We start from the raw sequence: 19,127 nt of genomic DNA, 5'->3' as shown, positions 1-19,127 counted from the left end.
TGAACCTACCGGCGTCGATGTCGCCAGGAACAACCGTTTTTTCCCTGTTGTTAGGGAGCCCCTGGCGTAAACACTTGTTTTTTTCATGTGATTCGGGGCATTTTCTACGGTAGAGCCCAGAGGGACCGGGTACCGGTCCGATACCGTGTCGGAGGAACATCCCATGGTTCGCAAGATCCTGATCGTGGCGACGCTACTCACAGTCGCTTCGCCGCTGGCCGCTCAGGAAGACAACGTCTGGACCTCGAAGCGTCCGGATGGCCACGCGCCTATCGGCATGAGGGGCGCACGAACCCTCGAGGGCGGTGCGATCGAGTTCAGCTACCGCTTCACGCAGCTCAACTCGAAGGGCATATGGTTCGCTAGCGACTCACTTCCCCTCGAGTCGACCCTCGAGTTCTACGACCAGGCCCCGCTCACTCTGGCCAATCAGACGCACAACTTCTCCGTCTCGTTCGGCGCAACCGAAGAACTGACCTTCACCGCGGGCATGGACTATTCCAACCGCCAGCGAGAACAGTTGACGACCGGAGGCGTGTTCTACGTGACCGAGTCCCAGAATCTGGGCGACCTGACCGTGTCCGCCCTGTACAACTTCTTGGATCTGGGTGCGTACAAAGCGCACGTCCAGATGGGCGCAAGGGTACCGACCGGATCAACCGCCATCTTTGCGGAAACACCGTTCAGCACGCCGGGCATCGAGGGGATGCCCTACGACATGCGTCCGGGTGCCGGCACGTTTGCGCTGCTACCGGGCCTGACCGTGCAGACCCAAAATGAGGTGGCGTCGGTCGGTGGCCAGATCAACGGCATGATTCCCGTAGGAACCAACGACCGCAGCTACTCGCTCGGCAACTCATTCGACGCATCCGGCTGGGCTGCGTACATGATCAGCGAGTACATCTCGTTCTCCGCTCGCATCAAGTGGCAGAACTGGGGTGGCATCGAGGGAGGCGACCCCGATCTCGATCCGGATCGGGACCCCGGGAACGACGGCTTTTTCCTCGAGGGCGAGCGGATCGACTTGCCGATCGGCATGAACTTCTACTTGCCCGAAGGCTCGCGATTCGCGGGACATCGGCTCTCGATCGAGGCGATCTTCCCCATCTCCCACGAGTACGAGGGTCCGCAATTCGGACTCGATTGGGGCGTCGTCATCGGCTGGCAGGTCGTCTTCTAGGACAGGCCAAGTAGTGATGCTCGTCGGCACGTCCGAGCGAGCCGCTTAGCGAGTCGCTCCGTACTCCTCCATTGTGAGTCGCCAGATCATCGTGTCTCGCGACCCACCGGTCGGGCCGACCCCATGGTCCACCAACGTCTCCCCCTGCTCGTACCCGAGCTTCCTGGGGACCCCGATGCTCGGCGCGTTCAGAGGGTCGCAGTGGATCTCGATGCGCTCGATTCCGGAGAGCATGAATCCCACATCGGTCATCGCATGCGCGGCCTCGGTCGCGAGACCCTGGCCCGCCTGATCCGAGCGTACCCAGTACCCGATCTCCAACGCACCGGGACCGACGCGGCGGTACAGTCCGGCGCCGCCGAGCACTTCGGTCTCGTCGGGGTCCATCAACGCGAAGAGCGCGTTGCGCCCAGCGAAGAAGTCGTCACGGTAGCCGCTCAGCCGGTCCTCGAGCACGTCGAGCTCCGAAGGCTCGTTCATCGCCCATGGAATCCACCGCTGAAGCTCCGGCAGGCTGGAGTCGAGCGCGGCCTTGAACTGTGGCGCGTCATGAGGGTGCCAGCATCGCATGATGAGCCGCTCCGACTCGATGCGCTCCGGCGGTACGGTATCAGTCACCGTGGCTGAGCCCCTTGCCGATGCGCCCCCATCGAATCTCCCGGAGCGCCGGAAACGACCGATACGACCCTCTGTTGTACGAGAAGTACTTGAAGAGCACGCGGCCTTCGAGACGCCAAGCCTCCAGCAAGCCCCAATACCGTGAGTCGAGACTTTCGTCCCTGTTGTCACCGAGCATGAAGTAGTAGCCGTCCGGAACCACGATCGGCCCCCAGTCGTGCCGACTCGGCACATAGCTGTCGCGGTCGACGCCCGCCACGAGATATTCCCGTTGCCATGCCATGTCCGGGCTACGGTCGTCCCGTCGCCGGGCGTCGTTCAGGTACGGCTCGTCGAGGCGCTCGTCGTTGAGGAAGAGCGCCCCGTTCCGCATCTCGAGCGTGTCGCCGGGCAGCCCCATCAGGCGCTTCACGAGCTTCATGTCCACCTCGTGATGCGGGTCGAAGACCAGCACGTCACCGCGCCGTGGCTTCGAGTATCCGGGAATTCGGATTTGCGTGCCTGGGATCCGTGAGCCGATCGCCAGGCGGTTCACCACCAGCATGTCCCCCACGAGCAACGTGCGCTCCATCGACCCCGACGTGATCACGTAGGTCTGCACCAGGAACGTTCGGATGAAGAAGAACAGAGCGAGCGCCATGACGATGGACTTAGTCCTCTCGACGGCGGAGTTTTTCTCCTTCGGCTTGTCCTTCGCTTTGGCGTCGGCCTGCAAGACTCCTCCTCAGTAGCGCTGCGGAAGAAAGGTACCGCCCCGTTGACGGATTCCGACTCCTCCCGTAGATCCCAGAGCCGAACATCACTCAGTCCCGGGCCATGCTCTCGGGATCTTCGACCTTCCCTACAGAGGTGGCTCAGATGGTCCGGACTCGCTTCGCGCTCGTTGCCCTCGGCTCTTGCCTGGTCTTCGTCGCGCCGGCAGGTGCACAGGTCCACCGGTCGGCGCTGCACGACTTTCAGCTGATCCCCGTCGCGGAAGGGCTCGTGACGCCCTGGTCGATGGCCTGGCTGCCGAACGGCGACATGCTGGTCACCGAGCGCCCCGGGCGTCTGCGCATCGTGCGCGACGGTGAACTGTTGCCGGATCCGGTGCCCGGTATTCCCGAGGTTCACGCCCGTGGTCAGGGTGGCCTGCTGGATGTTCAGCCCCACCCGGACTTCGCGAACAACCACTGGCTCTACATCACTTATTCGAAACCACAGGCCGACGATCAGTCCACGACGGCGCTGATCCGGGGCAAGTTCGAGGACGATGCTCTGACGAATGTCGAAGAGCTCTTCGAAGCGGTCGCCCGCGGCAGAGACGGGCACTACGGCTCTCGCATCGCGTTCGCCGACGGCTACGTCTTCATCTCGGCCGGCGATCGCCAGGCGCCGTCGCGTGGCGACCTCGAGGCGCACCCCGCCCAGGACCGCTCGAACCACCACGGCGTCATCATTCGACTGCATGACGACGGTCGCGTTCCTGCCGACAACCCGTTCATCGGAGAGGACGGCGTGCGGCCCGAGACGTGGAGCTACGGGCACAGGAACCCGCAGGGCCTCGCGATCCATCCCGAGACCGGCGACCTGTGGGCCAACGAGCACGGCCCGCAGGGTGGCGACGAGCTCAACCTCATCCAGCCCGGCCGCAACTATGGGTGGCCGGTGGTCGGGTATGGCGTGAACTACGGAAGCGGTTCCACGATCCACGTGGGCACGATGCGAGAGTCGATGGAGCACCCCGTGCATTTCTGGGTGCCATCGATCGCGACGTCCGGGCTCATGATCTACTCGGGCCAGCGCTTCCCTGCCTGGAACGGCAACATCTTCGTCGGCGGTCTGGCAGGCATGCAGCTCGCTAGGCTGACGCTCGACGGACAGGAAGTGGTCGCCGAAGAAACGCTACTCCAGGGTTTCGGTCGCATCCGGGACGTACGTCAGGGACCGGAAGGGTACATCTACATCGCGATGGACGAACGCAGCGGTGCGCCGAGCACGGTCTACCGGCTGGAGCCCGCGGGAGGGCGCTAGAAGGCTCCTCATTGCGCGCGTCAGTCAGCCCGCAAAACGGAAACCGGATCCACAGTCGCGGCACGCGTCGCGGGCACGACGCTCGCGACCGCGCTCACGGTGAATAGCACCAAGCCCACGTACACCAGCGTCAGCGGCGCGACGGGCTCGAGCCCGAACCCTCGTAGTACGTTCGAGATCACAGCCATCAGCGGCACCAGCAGAACGGTCCCGATCGCCAGCCCGAGCACGGTCATCTTGAGCCCCTGCATGGCGATCATCCCCACTACAGTGCGGGCGTCCGCGCCGAGCGTCATGCGCACGCCGATCTCCTGACTCCGCTGCGCTACCGAGTAGGCTATGACGCCGTAGGTGCCCAGCGACGCCAGCAGCAGCGCGAGGACCCCGAACGCGCTCAGAATATCGTTGAAGAGGCTCAAAGTGACGGTGTAACGGGCCGCGTACTCCTGCATCGTCTCGACAGTGTTCACAGCGAGGTCCGCATCGAGGTTGCGCACCTCGGCTCGAATCGGATCGGCCACGGCCCTCGGTGTTCCGGCCGTACGGACCACGAGGTAGTACGTTGCCCGGGGATTCTGGGCGACCGGCAGGTATACCACGTCACCGAAGCCGCCTCCGGACTCGGGAACGATGCCTTGCTGTACGTTGCCGATCACTCCGACGATCTCTCTCGACCGGTCGAGGAAGGTGACGTGCTGGCCGACCGGATTCCGGTCCGCGAAGTGCCGGTCCGCGAGCGCGCGATTGACCACCACCACCATCTCGGCACCCATGCGATCCGCCGGCTCGAAGAACCGCCCCTGCAGTAGTGGCACCTCGAACGCCTGGAGGAATTCCGGAGAAGCCCAGACGCCCTGAGCCTGGGGAAGCACGACTCCGACATCCTCGACCTGCCCCGCGAGAAGCAAGGGCGCTTTCACCACGACGAGGTTCTTCGGGAGCGGCGTGACCAGCGCCGCGGCGACCACGTCTGGAAGGCGTTCGACTCGATCCCGCAGCTGCTGAATGAGCTCGGTTCCCTCGGGGAGCTCATACTTCCAGTCGGGGACCTCGATCCCGATCGCGAGCAGACCTTCGGCCTCGAAGCCTGGATCCTTGTTCATCGTGTCCGTGAAGCTGCGTGCAAGTGCGAGACCGGCTCCCAGCGCTACCAGCGACAGAGCGATCTGAGCGACCACCAGGGCGGCGGTGAGGCGGGGTGCCCGGTGCCCTCCCCCACCCCCGCCCCGGCCCTGCTTGAGCGCTTCGACCTGATCGACACGGAAGCTCTGGAGCGCGGGAAAGATCCCGACGATGAGCGCACACAGCAGCGTCATCGCGACCGTGAACAACACGACCGTCGTGTCGAGTCGCGGCTCGAATAGGCTCGGCACGAACGGCAGCTGGGCGAATCGGCCCCCGATGATCCGGATACCGACAGCGGTAAGCGAAAGTCCGATCACGCCGCCCGACACGGCCATCAGCGTACTCTCCCGGCCCAATTGCCCCAAGATCCGCAGACGGCCGGCCCCAAGAGCGGTCCGTACGGCGATCTCACGCGTTCGCTCCTGGCTGCGAGCGAGCAGCAGGTTGGTGATGTTCGCGCACGCGATGAGCAGCACGAAGAAGACCGAGGCTCTCAGGATCGCCAAATAGGTGCGGCTCTGCGGGTCCGGGAACTCAGTGCCGAGGTTCGTCGCGCTCATGGTCCAGCCGCGAAACGTCTCCGGGTATTCGGCCTCGAGCTCCCCCGCGATCTGCGCCATCTCCCGCTTCACTTGCGCCATCGTCACGCCCGGCGCCATGCGTGCGACGGAAATCGCGACCCGGGCGCTGCGCGAGCTCTCGTACGGGTTCTGCTGCATGGGCAGCCAGATGCCGACGTCGGGAGTCAGGAAGTCGTAGCCGTCGGGCAGCGCACCGATGACTTCATGAGCGACGCCATCGAGCGTGAGCACCGTGCCCACCGGATCGTCGATCGCACCCATCGCGTTCTGCCAATAGTCCCAGGTCAGAATCGCGACCTTGGGCCCGCCCTCCACGCCTTCGAGATCTGTGAACACCCTTCCTCGGACCGTCTGCTCGCCCAGGACGCGGAAGAAGCTCGGCGTGGCGGATCCGACCATCACCGCGACGGAGCGATCCTCGTCCGAGACGCTCATGAAGCTCAGCGTGATCGCCGCCCACTCCGTCAGCGTACTGCTTCGCTCCCGGAAGTCGGCCCACACCGGCAGCGCGGAGAGAATGGACGCCAGCGCGGCGTCGGGCTCCGTATTCTCTCGTTGTCCGAGAAGGACAATGCGCTCCGGCTCGGTGTAGGGGAGCCGGAGATGGATGAGCGAGTCGACGAGACTGAACACCACCGCGTTGCCGGCGATTCCCAGCGCGAGCGAGAGGACGGCGAGCACTGTGACCACTCGCGCTCGACGCTGACGGGGAACGATGAACCTGAGCGCCTGGCGAAGCATCGGCATCGGCGATCGTCCTATTCGCGGGAGCCTACGCGCCCCCGCTCACCGCCACCAATTGGTAGCTCTTCTTCCCCTTTCGCAGCACGAGGAACCGCCCGTCGATCGCATCTTCGGTGGTCACTCGGTAGTCAACGCTTTCTACGCGACGGTTGTTGACATAGATACCACCCCCCTCGATCGAGCGGCGCGCGTCGCCCTTCGAAGTCGCGATGCCGGACTCATCGAGAAGATCCACGATCGGCTTGCCCTCCCCGGCGAGCTCCTCCGTGCCGATTTCCGAGGACGGCACATCGCCGAACACGTCCGCGATGTCGCCGGCGCTCAGGCCGGAGAGATCCCCACCGAAGAGCGCATCCGTCGCCTGCAACGCCTTCGCCAGGCCCGTCTCACCATGGACCCGGCGCGTCACGTCCTCTCCGAGCGCCTTCTGGGCCAACCGTCTGTACGGCTCCGATTCGGTCGCCGCCTCGAGCTCGGAAATCTCCTCGCGCGACAGCAGCGAGAAGTACTTGAGGTACTTCACCGCATCGGCGTCGTCGGTGTTCAACCAGAACTGGTAGAACGCGTACGGGGACGTGAGCTCCGGGTCGAGCCAAACGCTGCCCGCCTCGGTCTTTCCAAACTTCCGACCGGAAGCGTTGGTGACGAGCGGTGAGACTACGCCGAACGCCTTCCCGCCATCGACACGCCGGATCAGGTCGGTGCCCGCCGTGATGTTGCCCCACTGGTCGCTGCCCCCGAATTGCACCGTGCACCCGTCGCGGCGGTACAGCTCCAGGAAGTCGTAGGACTGCATGAGGATGTAGCTGAACTCGGTGTAGGAGAGTCCCACGTCCGGATCCTCGAGTCGCCGCCTCACCGACTCCTTCGCCATCAGCTGGTTCACCGAAAAGTGCTTGCCGATGTCCCTCAAGAAGTCGACGAGCGCGAGCTCACTGAGCCAGTCGAGGTTGTTGCGCATGAGGGCAGCGTTCGGCTTGACCTCGAAGTCGAGGAAGTGCTCCAGCTGGCCGCGGATGCCCTCGGCGTTCTCAGCCGCCTGCTCCTTGGTGAGCAGTTGGCGCTCCGTGTCGCGACCGGACGGGTCGCCGATGAGCCCAGTGCCGCCGCCAACCAGCGCGATCGGCGTATGCCCGTGCCGCTGCAGGTGCACGAGGTCCATGACCACGAGCAGGTTACCCACATGCAGGCTCGACGCGGTCGGATCAAAGCCGATGTATCCACGCCTCGGCATTTCCGCCAGATGCTCGGCCGCGCCTCCAGTCATGTCCTGCAGCAGCCCGCGCCAGCGGAGTTCTTCGACAAGAGCGCTCATGCGCCGAAGGGTACTCGCGCCCGACAAACGGTCAAGTGGCGACCGTTGGATTCGCTACCAGCCCATCCGGTCCCTCAAACGCGTTACGTGCGCTTCGTGGTGCGGGCAGTGCCAGCCATAGATTTCCAGCAGCACGTCGACCGAAATATCACCAACTTCGGGGTGCTGCAGAATACGCGCGAAGTGATCGTCGTCGAACGCGCGCAGCATGGTGACCCACCGCGGGTGCAGCGCTTCCAGGATCGCCAGCGACATCTCGACCGGAGCGTACCTCGCGTCGGGTAGCTCGGCCCACTCGGCCTGCTCGTAGGTGCCTATGGTCGGTTTGTCTTCCGTCACCGCCAACTTGAAGCGCACATACGAGTTGATGTGCGAGTCGACGACATGGTGAACGACCTGCCGGACGGTCCAACCACCATCACGGTACGGTGTGCCGAGTTGTTCATCGCTCAGACCTGCGACCGCGGCGCGCATGTTCGCGGGATGTGCTTCGATGGCGTCGATCATCTGCGTGCGCTCCTCGCTCGTGAGCGGGCGCTGACGCGACTCGAAACGACCGATGGGGTATCTCAGCTCTTCCATTCCTCCCCTCCCCTCCTGTTGCGGACCGTACAGATCGGCCCCAGCGTGCGTGCTCATGTCATCCTACGAGGACTTCTACGCCGTCGCACGCCAGATTCCGGCTGGCCGGGTCACGACCTACGGTGCGGTTGCCCGAGAGGCGGGGCTGCCCGGTCAGGCTCGACAAGTCGGCTACGCGATGGCGGGCTTGCCGGACGTCCACGATGTGCCCTGGCACAGGGTGATCAACGCGAGGGGCGAGGTCAGCCCGCGCGCCGGCGGTTCGGCCTTCGAGCAGATCCAGCGCAACTTGCTCGAGGCCGAAGGCGTCGTGTTCGACGCTCGCGGACGAGTCGACCTCGATCGCTTCGGTTGGCCGTGACCCGCGAAGCTGGCGCTCCAGGGGGTCTCTAACCTATTATATCATTAACAGCGGTTATTCTGTCTACATAACCCTCTTTAATCATATTACAGGTTAGTAGAGAACCTGAACCGATTGGTGGGCCGTGGACTCAGACAGTGTCGCCCTCGACTTCTTGAACACCCGGAAGTACGTGAAGGGGCGAATGACCGATCTCATTTCGACCCCGGAGCAGCTGCGCGAATGGCTCGACCATGTCGGCTTGCACGCCTACGGGATCGATGTCGAAATATCCCCACCTGCTGCGCGACTCTTGTTCGATGAGGCGCACCGACTTCGAGATGCGATCCGCGCCGCCGTCGAGGCGCAGGTCCGCGGGGAGCCGGTGCCCCCGCACAATCTGTACGCGCTCAACCGTGTTCTAGAGGCGAGTCGCTTTACCGCGCAGCTGGCTCATGACGGGGAACGGCTGACGTTGATCGAGCGAGACACGGCCCCTGCCCCGCTCGCCGCACTATCACCGATCGCGCTCGCAGCCGCGACGCTTCTCGTAGAGGTCGATCGCCGACGTATCCGACAATGCCGGTCGGACCGATGCGTGCTCTGGTTCCTTGATACCAGCAAGAGCGGGCGACGACGGTGGTGCTCGATGGCCACGTGTGGAAACCGCGCCAAGGCAGCGAGGCACTATAAGAAGCAGAAGGCAGCCGACTAGGTATCCGCGAGGTCGGTCGTTGATATGGACGGTTCGTCGGTCGGTGCCGACGCCTCCCTAAAAACGAAACCCGATTGTGCCGGCGATGTATCGGCTATCGTCGCCGTCTCCGTCTCCGTCGATGTTCACCAGTCGGACCTCCGCGAACCCCCCGAATCCCAGCGCACCGATGCTCACGCCGAAGCCGCCATGGATGCCTCTGTTCGTAACCGCCGCTTCCGCCGCGTCTGCGTCGAACCGGTAGCTGCCCACTCCCGCAATCACGTAGGGCGAGAGCCCGATTCCGCCCAAGGAGAGCACCGCGCTGATGGTGCCGTTGATCAAATTCGCCTTGCCGCCGCCGGTCGCCTCGGAGAAGCTGTGGATTTCACCTTCGGCCCTGAGGGAGACCGGGAACACCGGCACGCCGACCTGAAGCCCGACCCGGCCATGCTTGCCCGCGTCCACGGCGTTGGCGAAATCGCCACTGGGACTGCTGATTCCCCCACCCACCATGAGGCGAGCCTGAGCGTCCACAGCGGCGGGTAGCGCGAGGGCAACAAGCGCCAGAAGCGCGATACGTCGCATTGAGTCGTCCTTGGAATAGGTGTTCAGTTACTGCTCAAGTGTGCGTCAGCGAGGGTGGCCCGGCAAGAAACCCTAGCAGCGGCGTCTCAGGGTCGCCTCTCGTCGCGCCCGGTGCCCATGGCACCAGGGAGAATCAGACGAACTGCACGCTCGTAGAACACGTAGTTCCACGCCCAGTTCAGCAGCACGAGAACGCGGTTGCGGAATCCTACCAGCCACACGATGTGGATCGTGAGCCAGAGAAACCAGGCTGTGAGTCCTCGGAACGTTCTGCCGAACACGTGGGCCACGGCCGCATTGCGCCCGATGACCGCAAGCATGCCGAGATCACGGTAGACGAATCTCTTCAGATCCGCGCCCGCCAACGATCGCAATACGTTCTGGGCGGCACGCCGGCCCTGTTGAATCGCCACCTGAGCGACCTGAGGCAGCGGCGCCCCGGAAGCGTCTTCGCAATACGCCAGATCACCGACCACGAACACCTCCGGGTGCGAAGCCAGGTGTAGGTAATCGGTCACGGGCACTCTCCCACCGGACTCCACCGGTAGGCCCCACTCGGCGGCGGCGGGCTCGCCCTGAACCCCAGCAGTCCAAACGACGGTCTCTGTGGGCATCACCTCGCCGCTCGACAGCTCGACGCTCTCCGGCCCCACATGCTCGACCCGGACGCCGAGTCGCACCGTGACGAACCGACGAGCGAGCCTCCCGCGGGCGTACGAGCCGAGCTTCTCGGGCATACCTCCGAGCAGTCGATCCGCTGCCTCCAGCAGCACGACCCTGACCTCCTCGTCTCGGATGCTCGGGAAGTCGCGCAGCAGTGGTCCGTGGATGAGTTCGGACAGGGCTCCCGCGTACTCGACCCCGGTGGGTCCTCCGCCTACAATCGCGAAGGTCAGCAGGCGCTCCCGGGCCCCCGGCTCATCCGTATGTGCCGCAGCCTCGAACCGGGTCAGCACGTGATGGCGCAGAGGAATCGCGTCGTCCATCCAGCGAAGCGGGAAGGCGTGCTCGGCCGCACCGTCCACGCCGAAGTAGTGGGGCACGCTCCCGAGCCCGAGAACCAGTCGGTCATACTCGACGGCCCCGCGGTCCGTGAGTACGCAACGGCGCTCGAGGTCGAGCCCGGTCATCTCGGCCATGCGCACGTCGATGTTGGGCGAGCGCCTGAAGAGCGTGCGCACGGGATGCGCGATATCGGTTGGCACCAGTTCGGCGGCCGCGACCTGGTACAGCAACGGAAAGAACGTATGGTAGTTGTTCCGGTCGATCAGCACGACGTCGACGTCGGAGCCAGAGAGCGTCCGCGCCGCCCAAACGCCGCCGAAGCCGGCCCCGACGATCACCACGCGGGGAGTCGATCCGTCGGTTGCCACGGGGGCTCGGTTCACGCGAGTCCGGGTGGCTAAACGACCGGTAGGCCGGGCTCGACCGACTCCGCCCAGGAGAGAAGCCCCCCCGAGAGGTTGGTCACGGGACCGTAGCCGGCCGCGACGAGCTGCCGTGCCGCGCTCTGGCCTCGCTGGCCGCTCCGGCAGTACACCACCAATGGGGTCTCCTTGGGTACATCGCCCAAGCGATCGCCCAACTCCGCGAGTGGGATCAGCCTCGCCCCTCGATCTGCCAGGCTGCTCACAGCCCACTCCCACGGCTCCCGGACGTCGATCAGGTACGGAGGGGTCTCGGAATCCAAGAGCGCGGCGACCGACACGGCGTCGAGCTCCTCGAAGTCCTGCGCCGAATCACCCGAGCGCTCGGCGGCCGGCGTGACTCCGCAAAACAGCTCGTAATCGATCAGCCCGGTCTGTGTGGGCACATCGCCGCACACCGGACAATCCGGATTGCGCCGAAGCGCGATCTCACGCCACGTCATCTCTAGGGCGTCGAAGATCAGCAGGCGACCTGCAAGACCCACCCCTTTGCCGAGCAGGAGCTTGATTGTCTCCATGGCCTGCATCGACCCGATGATCCCCGGAAGCACCCCCAGCACGCCACCCTCGGCGCAGTTGGGCACGAGCCCTGGTGGCGGCGGCTCGCGAAACAGGCAGCGATAGCATGGCCCGCCCTCCGTGGCGAACACCGAGACCTGCCCCTCCCAGCGAAAGACGGACCCGTAGACGTTGGGAGTGCCCAGAAGCACGCAGGCGTCGTTGACGAGGTAGCGGGTCGGGAAGTTGTCCGTGCCGTCGACGACGACGTCGTACCCCTTCAGGATCTCGAGCGCATTCTCGGAGGTGAGACGCTCGGGGTGGCCGACGACCTCGACGTGCGGGTTGACGTCGTGGAGCCGGTCGGCGGCGCTGTCCAACTTGTGCCTTCCGACGTCTGCGGTACCGTGCAAGATCTGGCGCTGGAGGTTACTCGTGTCCACCTCGTCGAAGTCGACGATACCGATCGTGCCGACCCCCGCGGCAGCCAAGTATAGTGCCAGCGGCGACCCCAACCCCCCTACACCCACACAAAGCACTCGCCCAGCCTTGAGTTGGCGCTGCCCTTCGAGGCCGACCTCGGGCAACGCGATGTGCCTGGCATAGCGATGCAGCTCGCTGCGGGACAGCTCGGGACGATTCATGGTGGGTTGGTAAGAAGGTTACTGGCCCGGCGTCCCCCGCGCTCCCCCCTGCGCCACGATCTGGAAGTTGAGCGAGTCCTCCTCCAGACGCCGCACCAACTCCGCGTCCCGACCCGCCACTTTGGCGGCGTCTGCCAATTGGAGCGCCATCGCGAAGTACTGCATGGGAATATTCAGCGTGGAGCGGTCCTGCCAAATGGCTCGATCCCGAATGCCCCGGTATTCGTAGACGTTCTCATACAACTCGAGCGACCGGTCGATGTCGAACCAGATGCCACCGAAGTCGGCGCTGCCCTGCACCCAGTTGGCGGGGGTCGGCGCGTCGAGGGATCGCATCTCGAGCTTCACCGCTAGCCCGTGACGCACGCCCCACCGCTCGAGACCCAACTCGCCCATCATCCCTCCGGCCGAAGCGAAGTAGATCGGACGCTCGTCGATCGAGTCGTGAATGATCGAGAGCGCGAGCTGGTGCGAGCGGTCGAGGACCATGTCGGCAGGATAGCGCACGACGATTCCGGGGAAGGAAATCGACAGGTCCTCCTGCAGACGCACCGCGCCGACCCGATCCATCTGTTCGGCCGAAAGGTCGACGATGGACTCCGTGGGCACGTCGGGATCCGCGAACAGCCCCGGAACGAGGTCCGCATCGAAGATCCGCTGACGATCGGGGCGGGTCAGCGCCTGCAACTGCTTCGGGTACCACGTAGTCATCAGGTATTGACCGACGATGACCGTCACATCCTGACGGATGCCCTCGACCTCCTGCACGTACCAAAGCGGAAACGTGTCGTTGTCTCCGTTGGTGAAGAGCACGCCGTACGGCTCGACGCTCATCAACAGGTCGAACGCCCAGTCGCGGGCTGCGTAGTCCCCGGCGCGGGACGCCCAGCTCCAATTCATGATGAGGGGGATCACCGCGATGAGCAGGATCGGCGCCGCGGCAGCATACCTGCGAACGCCACCTGCCATGCCTGCGATCGTATGCCAGACCCAAGCCAGCCCCATACCCGCCAACGATCCCCACAGCAGGAAGCTGCCGACATAGAAGTAGTCCCGTTCGCGCACCTCGTGCTGCAACGAGTCGGTGATCTCCGGTGACAGCGAGTATCCGTACTTGAAGTTCAAGTTGATGACGAGCCCGATGGACAGGGTCGCCAAGAGCACGAGTAGGTAAGCGAAGATCGCCCGGTCCGCCTTCCAGACAGCGTACAGACCTAGCGCTCCCAACGCGCCGAAGAGTAGGGTGAAGGGGACCCTCGCCGTTCCGGGAAGCTCCGAGGCGTCGACGCCCCGCGCCCACTGCCAGTCGAAGTACTGCAAGTACATCGCCATCTGGGCTCGGAAGGGAGCCTTCCGCTGGGTGACCGGAGGCGTCTGGTACTGCTTGCGAGTCAGGTTGTCCGCCAACATCGGACAGCCCGACTTTCCGTTCGTGTAAATCGCTTGAGCGGCGCTGGCCACCGACTCACAGGTCGGAGCACCTTCGTTGATCACCGGATCGAGCGCGGCGCGCACCGGAAGCACGAAGTTGAACGACAATCCGAGAAGCACGAGCGGCACGACGCGCACGAGGAACGCCTTGCGGAACAGAACGCTCGGTGCGGTCATCAGAATGAAGATCCCGAGCGCCGGCGCCGGCAACACCGACATGAGGTGGTTCGTCGAACCGAGCGCCATCAAGAAGATCGCGAGCAGCAGGTATCGCTCGCCGCCGGCAACATGTTTCTGATCCCGCCAGCGGACCGCGAGCCAGCTCACGGCCGCGATGACGAGCACGCTGATCGTGTACACCTTCTCGTTCACCGTAGACTGGCCCCAAACGGTGAGCGCGGTGGCGCCGATGAGCGCCGCGGCAGCGGCACCCGCAAGCGCGAACCGTCGCGCGTCGAAGAAGCTCGAGAGCACCCGGTGCGCGACCAGAAACAGGAAGCCGGAGGCCGCCGCGCTGGTCACCGCAGCGAGCAGGTTGATGCGCACGGCGACGGGAAGACCGAGTGGTGCCAAGAGGAGGCTCCAGCTCCTGGCCAGCACGACGAAAAGCGGATTCCCCGGTGGGTGAGGGATTCCCAGGATGTGCGCCGTGGCGATGTACTCGCCAGCGTCCCAGAAGGCGATCGAGGGCGCCAGAGTGATCACGTATAGGGTGAGAAGACACGCGCTCACGATCGCGGCAGGACCGTACGGAGGTCGGTACTCGTGCATCTCGTCCTTCGGGGTCTTCACCCTTGACTATCCCCTCGCTGGAATGCCGTTGCGAGCGACGTCGGACAGCAACTCCAACGTGCGCTCGATGTCGTCCGGCCCATTGTAGATGTGAGTCGAGAGACGCATCCAACCGTAGTCGTACTCTCCGATCACGCGCGTCCGGATCTGTTCGGTGCGCGAAAGGTGACCCTGGAGCGCCAACGACTCCACCCCCTCCATCCGGAATGAGACGATCGCGGCACGCATACTGTTGTCCGCAGGTGTTGCGAGAGCGACCCCCGCAATCGACGCGAGGCCGTCCTGCAGCAATCCCTGCAGGTAGCGGACACGAGCCTCCACTCGATCCATGCCGATGGCCAGAAAGAACTCGGAGGCAGCCAACAGACCTGCCAACCGTGACTCGTCCATCGTGCCCATGTGGTTGAAGCGGTGCGCGCCCAGCGAGAGGTCGTCCCAGCCGCCGGAAGCGAGCGTGGGCCACAATCGTTCGCGCCACCCCTCGCTGAGGTACAGAAGGCCGGTCCCCTGAGGCGCGAGCAACCACTTGTGGGGCGAGCTGGCATAGAAGTCACCACCGAGCGCGGCCAGGTCGAGTTGGATCATGCCCGGCGGGTGCGCCCCGTCCACGACGAGCACGATGCCCCGTTCGGCACAACGGTTCGCGAGCTCGCGGATCGGCAGGATCGTGCCCGTCGTGAAGGTAAGGTGCGATACGCTCATCACACGGGTCCGGTCGGTGACCCCTGACCACACGGCTCTGAGCAGGTCGTCGGCAGAGCGGGCCGGGACGGGGAGCGACACCACGTGCAGGGAAAGCCCTTGGCGGGCCGTGACGAGCTTCCAAGGCTCGAGGCCACCGATGTGCTCGTGGTCGGTGGTGAGCACTTCGTCTCCGGGCTCCAGCTCGAGCCCATGCGCGACGAAGTTCATCGCCTCGGTCGTGTTCCGCGGGAAGACGAACCCGTCGGCGTCCCCACCCAGCAACGAGGAGAGCGACTGCTTGAGATCGTCCCACGCCACGCCAGGCGGGTACGTCATCGCTACGCGACGGATGTGCTCCGTCACCGCATCGACAACGACGTATGGAGACGGCCCCAGCGTGCCGTTGTTGAGGTAGATGCGGTCCGGCGGGATCAGGAACTGGGCCCGCACGAGGCCCCAAAAAGACTCATCCGTAGGTGCGCCGCCTGGGGCGAGCTGCCGTGCGAACGCTTCCACCGTCCTCGGCCACGTCAGCGTGGTTCCGCCCAGGACGGAGAGAAAGCTTCTACGGTCCAGAGGCATCGGTCCCAGAGCCGGCTAATTCTTCACCGCGATGAAGCTGATCTCGATCGACGCTCCCGCAACCAGGCCCCCCACGGCCACCGTTACCCGAGAGGGTGCCGCAAAGGCCTGGAAATAGGAACTGTACGCTTCGTTCATCTCGCCGTAGTCATCGATGTCGGCGAGGTAGACGACCGCGCGCACGGTGTTTTCGAGCGTCATCCCCAGCTCTTGGAGCAACTCCTCAAAGGAGCGCATGATGTTGTGCGTCTCCGCGGCGACGCGGCCGTCGGCCATAGACCGCGTCTCGCCGGACGCTCCGATCTTGCCGGAGAGCCAGTACATGTCGCCAACCTGGATCGCCGGGCTGAACGGCCGCCCCTGTTGGTTCTGATGCGCGATCCGAGGGCCGTCCTGAGCCGCAGCGGGGACCGCGACGAGCGTGGCCAGGAACGCAAAGAACAACGATGCACGCTTCACGGTGCTCCTCCATGATGTTGCTGGGGTTACCCAGCGGGGATGATGCTGGGCAGGAGCGCCGCGAGCAAGCCGGCCCTCTCATGGTACGTCATCCCTCCACCCGTCTACGTCGTCCGCCTGGTGGCCATGCGAGTCGGGTCGCGGGTAGCTTTCGCCATGGCAATCTCGTTTCCCCGAACCCTCCGGTACGCTCGGACCTGGCTGACAGGCCGGGATGAGCTGCTGCAGAACGAGGTCATGCTGGACCGCGACGGCACCACCGTTCCCGCTACCCTTCTGAGACCGCGGACCTCGGTCTCGCCGCTGCCCGGGTGGGTTGTCATGCATGGGATCACACGGGCCGGGCGGGCGCACGCCCAGTTGGTTCGCTTCGCGCGCGCGGTCGCCTCGACGGGCGCCGCCGTGATCATTCCTGAAGTGCCCGAATGGCGACAGCTCGATCTGGCACCACATCTGACGGCTCCTACCATCCGGAGCGCCATAGATTCCTTACGGACAACTCCAGACGTGCATGAGGGTCCATTCGGGCTGGTCGGATTCTCGTTTGGCGCGCCCCACACGGTGGCGGCGGCGGGAGACCCCACGCTCCGTGCCGACGTCGCGGGCGTGGTGGGCTTCGGAGGATACTGTGACCTCGGGCGGACGATCCACTTCATGATGACCGGCCAGCACGAGCACAACGGCGACGCGATCTCTCTCCGACCCGACCCGTACGGCCGCTGGATCGTGGCCGCGAACTACCTCACGGACGCCACCGGCTACGAGGGCACGGACGACGTGGCCGACGCACTCCGGCGACTCGCCGCCCTCGCTGGTGACACCGGGGCTCCGGCGTGGAGCCCGCAGTACGACCCGGCCAAGGTCCAGATGGGTGAGGGGCTCGCGCCCGATCGTCGCGAGCTCTTCGATCTGATCGCGCCACCCTCGGACAGGGAACCCGATGTCCAGGAGGGAGCCAAGCTCGCGTCGCTACTCACAGAGGGCGGAAAGCGCGCGCAGCCGCAAATGGATCCCATGGAGGCGCTGTCTAAGGTCGCGTGCCCAGTCCACATTCTTCATGGGCGATTCGACCATCTCATCCCATTCTCAGAAGGCCTCCGGCTCCGAGAGGCGTTGTCCCCCCAAGCGGAATCCTACGCGACGGTTACACGGCTATTCGGCCACTCCGCGCAGGATCCGTTTCCATCTCCGGTCCAGGCGATCCGCGAGATCCCGCTCCTCTTCGCCGCGCTGGGTCGGATCTTCGGCATGGTGTAACAGCCTCTAAGGCGAGGAAGCGGTGGGCAATCCTCTTCGAATCCGATCGAGCATCCCGCCGTCTATATTGCACACGTCCTTGAATCCCTCGGCCTGCAGCAGACTGGCTGCGATCCCCGACCGGTTTCCGCTGCTGCAATAGAGCAATACGGGCCGGTCGCGCGGAATCTCGTCGGTGCGATCACGCAGATACCCGAGATGCACGTGGTGTGCAGACGGGACATGCCCACCGTTCCACTCGGCGACGTTGCGCACGTCGAGCAGGAACGCGTTCTCTTCGCGCACCGCCCGGTCCGCGTCCGACCAGTCGATGACCGCGGTCGTCTCGAGTCCGCCGTGCTCGGTGCCCCAGCCGTCCAAGGCAGCTACGTCGAAGTACCCCTCGCATGCGTCGATGCCGATGAATGCCAGATCGCGCGCAGCCTCACGAGCCTGCTCCTCGCCGTCGGCGACGAGGTAGATCGGTCGGTCGTACGGCAGCAGCCAGCCGCACGAGGTGGGAAACGAGTTCGTGAGCGGCACGCTGATCGCGCCGGGAACGTGGCCGGCCGCGAAATCGGTCCGAGGGCGTACGTCGAGCACGACCTCGCCGTCCTCGACCAAGGGCGCGAACACGTCGGCGGCGATACGCCGCGGGACCGGTAGCTCATCGAGCAGCGCAGGACCGTCTCGGTTCATGCGCTTCATCTCGGCGAAGTAGACCGGCGGCTCCGGCTGGCCCTGGAGCACTTCGGAAACGAGGTCGTCCTCGGTCTCGCACTGAAACGCCCAGTTCGCGAGCTGCTCGTATCCCAGCGTGGTCGACGGCACAGAGCCGAGCGCCTTGCCACATGCGGAGCCAGCGCCGTGTCCCGGGAAGATCTGCAGGTACGGCGGCAGCTCGCGGAACCGCTGTAACGAACCGTACAACACGCGTGCACTCGCCTCCATCGTGCCGGCAAAGCCCGCGGCCGTCTCGAGCAAATCGGGGCGGCCGACGTCGCCCACGAAGAGGAAGTCCCCGGTCAGAACACACATCGGCTCGCTCGACGCAGCGCCGTCGGTGACCATGAACGAGATGTGTTCCGGCGTGTGCCCGGGTGTGTGTAGGATCTCGATCGTGACGTTGCCGAGCGTGATCTGATCACCATCGTGCACGAGGCGCGCGCCGTCTTCCTCCGCGAACCCGTACTGCCAGTCTTCGTCTCCCTCCCCGGAGAGAACCAGCTCGGCGCCCGTCCTCTTCGCGAGTTGGCGCGACCCCGACAGGTAGTCCGCGTGGATATGGGTCTCGGAGACATAGGTGATCTCCATGTCCTCTTCATCCGCTGCTCGCAGGTAGACCTCGGTATCGCGATGGGGATCGATGACGATCGCCTCTCCGGTCACCTGACACCCGATCATGTAGGACGCTTGGGCAAGCTTGACGTCGTAGAAGCGCTTCAGGAGCATGGTGAGTTCGGGCTCGAGTCGTTCCGGGTGGACGATGAGGGATGCCGGACAATAGCGAATTGGCGCTCAGGATTCTTGCTCCCTCGTGAACCCTCGGACATCTTCCCTGTCCCTTTGGCCCCTTCGGCGGCCCACACCTTTG

General features: G+C 64.8%; 17 protein-coding genes. 5 read left to right on the top strand and 12 right to left on the bottom strand.

Annotated elements, in window-relative coordinates; translation table 11 throughout:
- Positions 1–163 precede the first annotated feature (163 nt).
- Positions 164–1,180, top strand: coding sequence for a hypothetical protein (locus tag IIB36_02545; GenBank protein MCH7530623.1), 1,017 nt, complete (start codon positions 164–166; stop codon positions 1,178–1,180).
- A 45-nt stretch (positions 1,181–1,225) separates the two neighbouring features.
- On the opposite strand, the gene IIB36_02540 is transcribed toward IIB36_02545, so the two are convergent.
- Both IIB36_02540 and lepB read right to left on the bottom strand, forming a co-directional pair.
- A complete protein-coding gene (locus tag IIB36_02540; protein MCH7530622.1) occupies positions 1,226–1,798 on the bottom strand; it encodes a GNAT family N-acetyltransferase in 573 nt (190 codons plus the stop codon).
- Positions 1,791–2,513 (bottom strand): signal peptidase I, encoded by a 723-nt coding sequence (gene lepB / locus IIB36_02535; GenBank protein ID MCH7530621.1) that lies wholly within the window; start codon positions 2,511–2,513, stop codon positions 1,791–1,793. Before lepB ends, IIB36_02540 begins: the two co-directional genes overlap by 8 nt.
- A gap of 143 nt (positions 2,514–2,656) precedes the next feature.
- Between lepB and IIB36_02530 the strand changes: the two genes are divergently transcribed.
- Positions 2,657–3,811, top strand: coding sequence for a PQQ-dependent sugar dehydrogenase (locus IIB36_02530; GenBank protein ID MCH7530620.1), 1,155 nt, complete (start codon positions 2,657–2,659; stop codon positions 3,809–3,811).
- 20 nt (positions 3,812–3,831) lie between these two features.
- On the opposite strand, the gene IIB36_02525 is transcribed toward IIB36_02530, so the two are convergent.
- The 3 genes from IIB36_02525 to IIB36_02515 are packed head-to-tail and all read right to left on the bottom strand — an operon-like array spanning position 3,832 to position 8,158.
- A complete protein-coding gene (locus tag IIB36_02525) occupies positions 3,832–6,264 on the bottom strand; it encodes an ABC transporter permease (GenBank protein MCH7530619.1) in 2,433 nt (810 codons plus the stop codon).
- A 25-nt stretch (positions 6,265–6,289) separates the two neighbouring features.
- A complete protein-coding gene (locus IIB36_02520) occupies positions 6,290–7,576 on the bottom strand; it encodes a tyrosine--tRNA ligase (GenBank protein ID MCH7530618.1) in 1,287 nt (428 codons plus the stop codon).
- Positions 7,577–7,630: 54 nt separating this feature from the next.
- Positions 7,631–8,158, bottom strand: coding sequence for a putative metal-dependent hydrolase (locus IIB36_02515; GenBank protein MCH7530617.1), 528 nt, complete (start codon positions 8,156–8,158; stop codon positions 7,631–7,633).
- A 55-nt stretch (positions 8,159–8,213) separates the two neighbouring features.
- Here IIB36_02515 and IIB36_02510 point away from each other — a divergent pair, with 55 nt between their 5' ends.
- A complete protein-coding gene (locus tag IIB36_02510; protein MCH7530616.1) occupies positions 8,214–8,519 on the top strand; it encodes an MGMT family protein in 306 nt (101 codons plus the stop codon).
- A gap of 124 nt (positions 8,520–8,643) precedes the next feature.
- Entirely contained in the window at positions 8,644–9,213 is a 570-nt protein-coding gene (locus tag IIB36_02505) for an ABATE domain-containing protein (GenBank protein ID MCH7530615.1), read from the top strand.
- Positions 9,214–9,270: 57 nt separating this feature from the next.
- Here IIB36_02505 and IIB36_02500 read toward each other — a convergent pair whose 3' ends face one another.
- From IIB36_02500 to IIB36_02475, 6 genes are all read right to left on the bottom strand, one after another.
- Positions 9,271–9,780, bottom strand: coding sequence for an outer membrane beta-barrel protein (locus IIB36_02500; protein MCH7530614.1), 510 nt, complete (start codon positions 9,778–9,780; stop codon positions 9,271–9,273).
- 86 nt (positions 9,781–9,866) lie between these two features.
- A complete protein-coding gene (locus IIB36_02495; protein MCH7530613.1) occupies positions 9,867–11,153 on the bottom strand; it encodes an NAD(P)/FAD-dependent oxidoreductase in 1,287 nt (428 codons plus the stop codon).
- 29 nt (positions 11,154–11,182) lie between these two features.
- Entirely contained in the window at positions 11,183–12,349 is a 1,167-nt protein-coding gene (gene moeB, locus IIB36_02490; protein ID MCH7530612.1) for a molybdopterin-synthase adenylyltransferase MoeB, read from the bottom strand.
- 18 nt (positions 12,350–12,367) lie between these two features.
- Entirely contained in the window at positions 12,368–14,572 is a 2,205-nt protein-coding gene (locus IIB36_02485; protein ID MCH7530611.1) for a DUF2723 domain-containing protein, read from the bottom strand.
- Positions 14,573–14,578: 6 nt separating this feature from the next.
- On the bottom strand, positions 14,579–15,838 hold the full coding sequence (locus tag IIB36_02480) for an aminotransferase class V-fold PLP-dependent enzyme (GenBank protein ID MCH7530610.1): 1,260 nt from the start codon (positions 15,836–15,838) through the stop codon (positions 14,579–14,581).
- Between the two features lie 15 nt (positions 15,839–15,853).
- Positions 15,854–16,297 (bottom strand): RidA family protein, encoded by a 444-nt coding sequence (locus IIB36_02475; protein ID MCH7530609.1) that lies wholly within the window; start codon positions 16,295–16,297, stop codon positions 15,854–15,856.
- Between the two features lie 156 nt (positions 16,298–16,453).
- Between IIB36_02475 and IIB36_02470 the strand changes: the two genes are divergently transcribed.
- The gene (locus IIB36_02470; protein MCH7530608.1) at positions 16,454–17,554 is read left to right on the top strand and encodes an alpha/beta hydrolase; all 1,101 of its coding nucleotides are present in this window, start codon (positions 16,454–16,456) and stop codon (positions 17,552–17,554) included.
- Between the two features lie 6 nt (positions 17,555–17,560).
- On the opposite strand, the gene IIB36_02465 is transcribed toward IIB36_02470, so the two are convergent.
- On the bottom strand, positions 17,561–18,985 hold the full coding sequence (locus IIB36_02465) for an MBL fold metallo-hydrolase (GenBank protein MCH7530607.1): 1,425 nt from the start codon (positions 18,983–18,985) through the stop codon (positions 17,561–17,563).
- Between the last annotated feature and the right edge of the window lie 142 nt (positions 18,986–19,127).

The organism is Gemmatimonadota bacterium, from assembly GCA_022560615.1.
In the GTDB taxonomy this organism is placed as follows: domain Bacteria; phylum Gemmatimonadota; class Gemmatimonadetes; order Longimicrobiales; family Gaopeijiaceae; genus UBA1138.
This window is presented reverse-complemented; position numbering and strand designations above follow the sequence as displayed.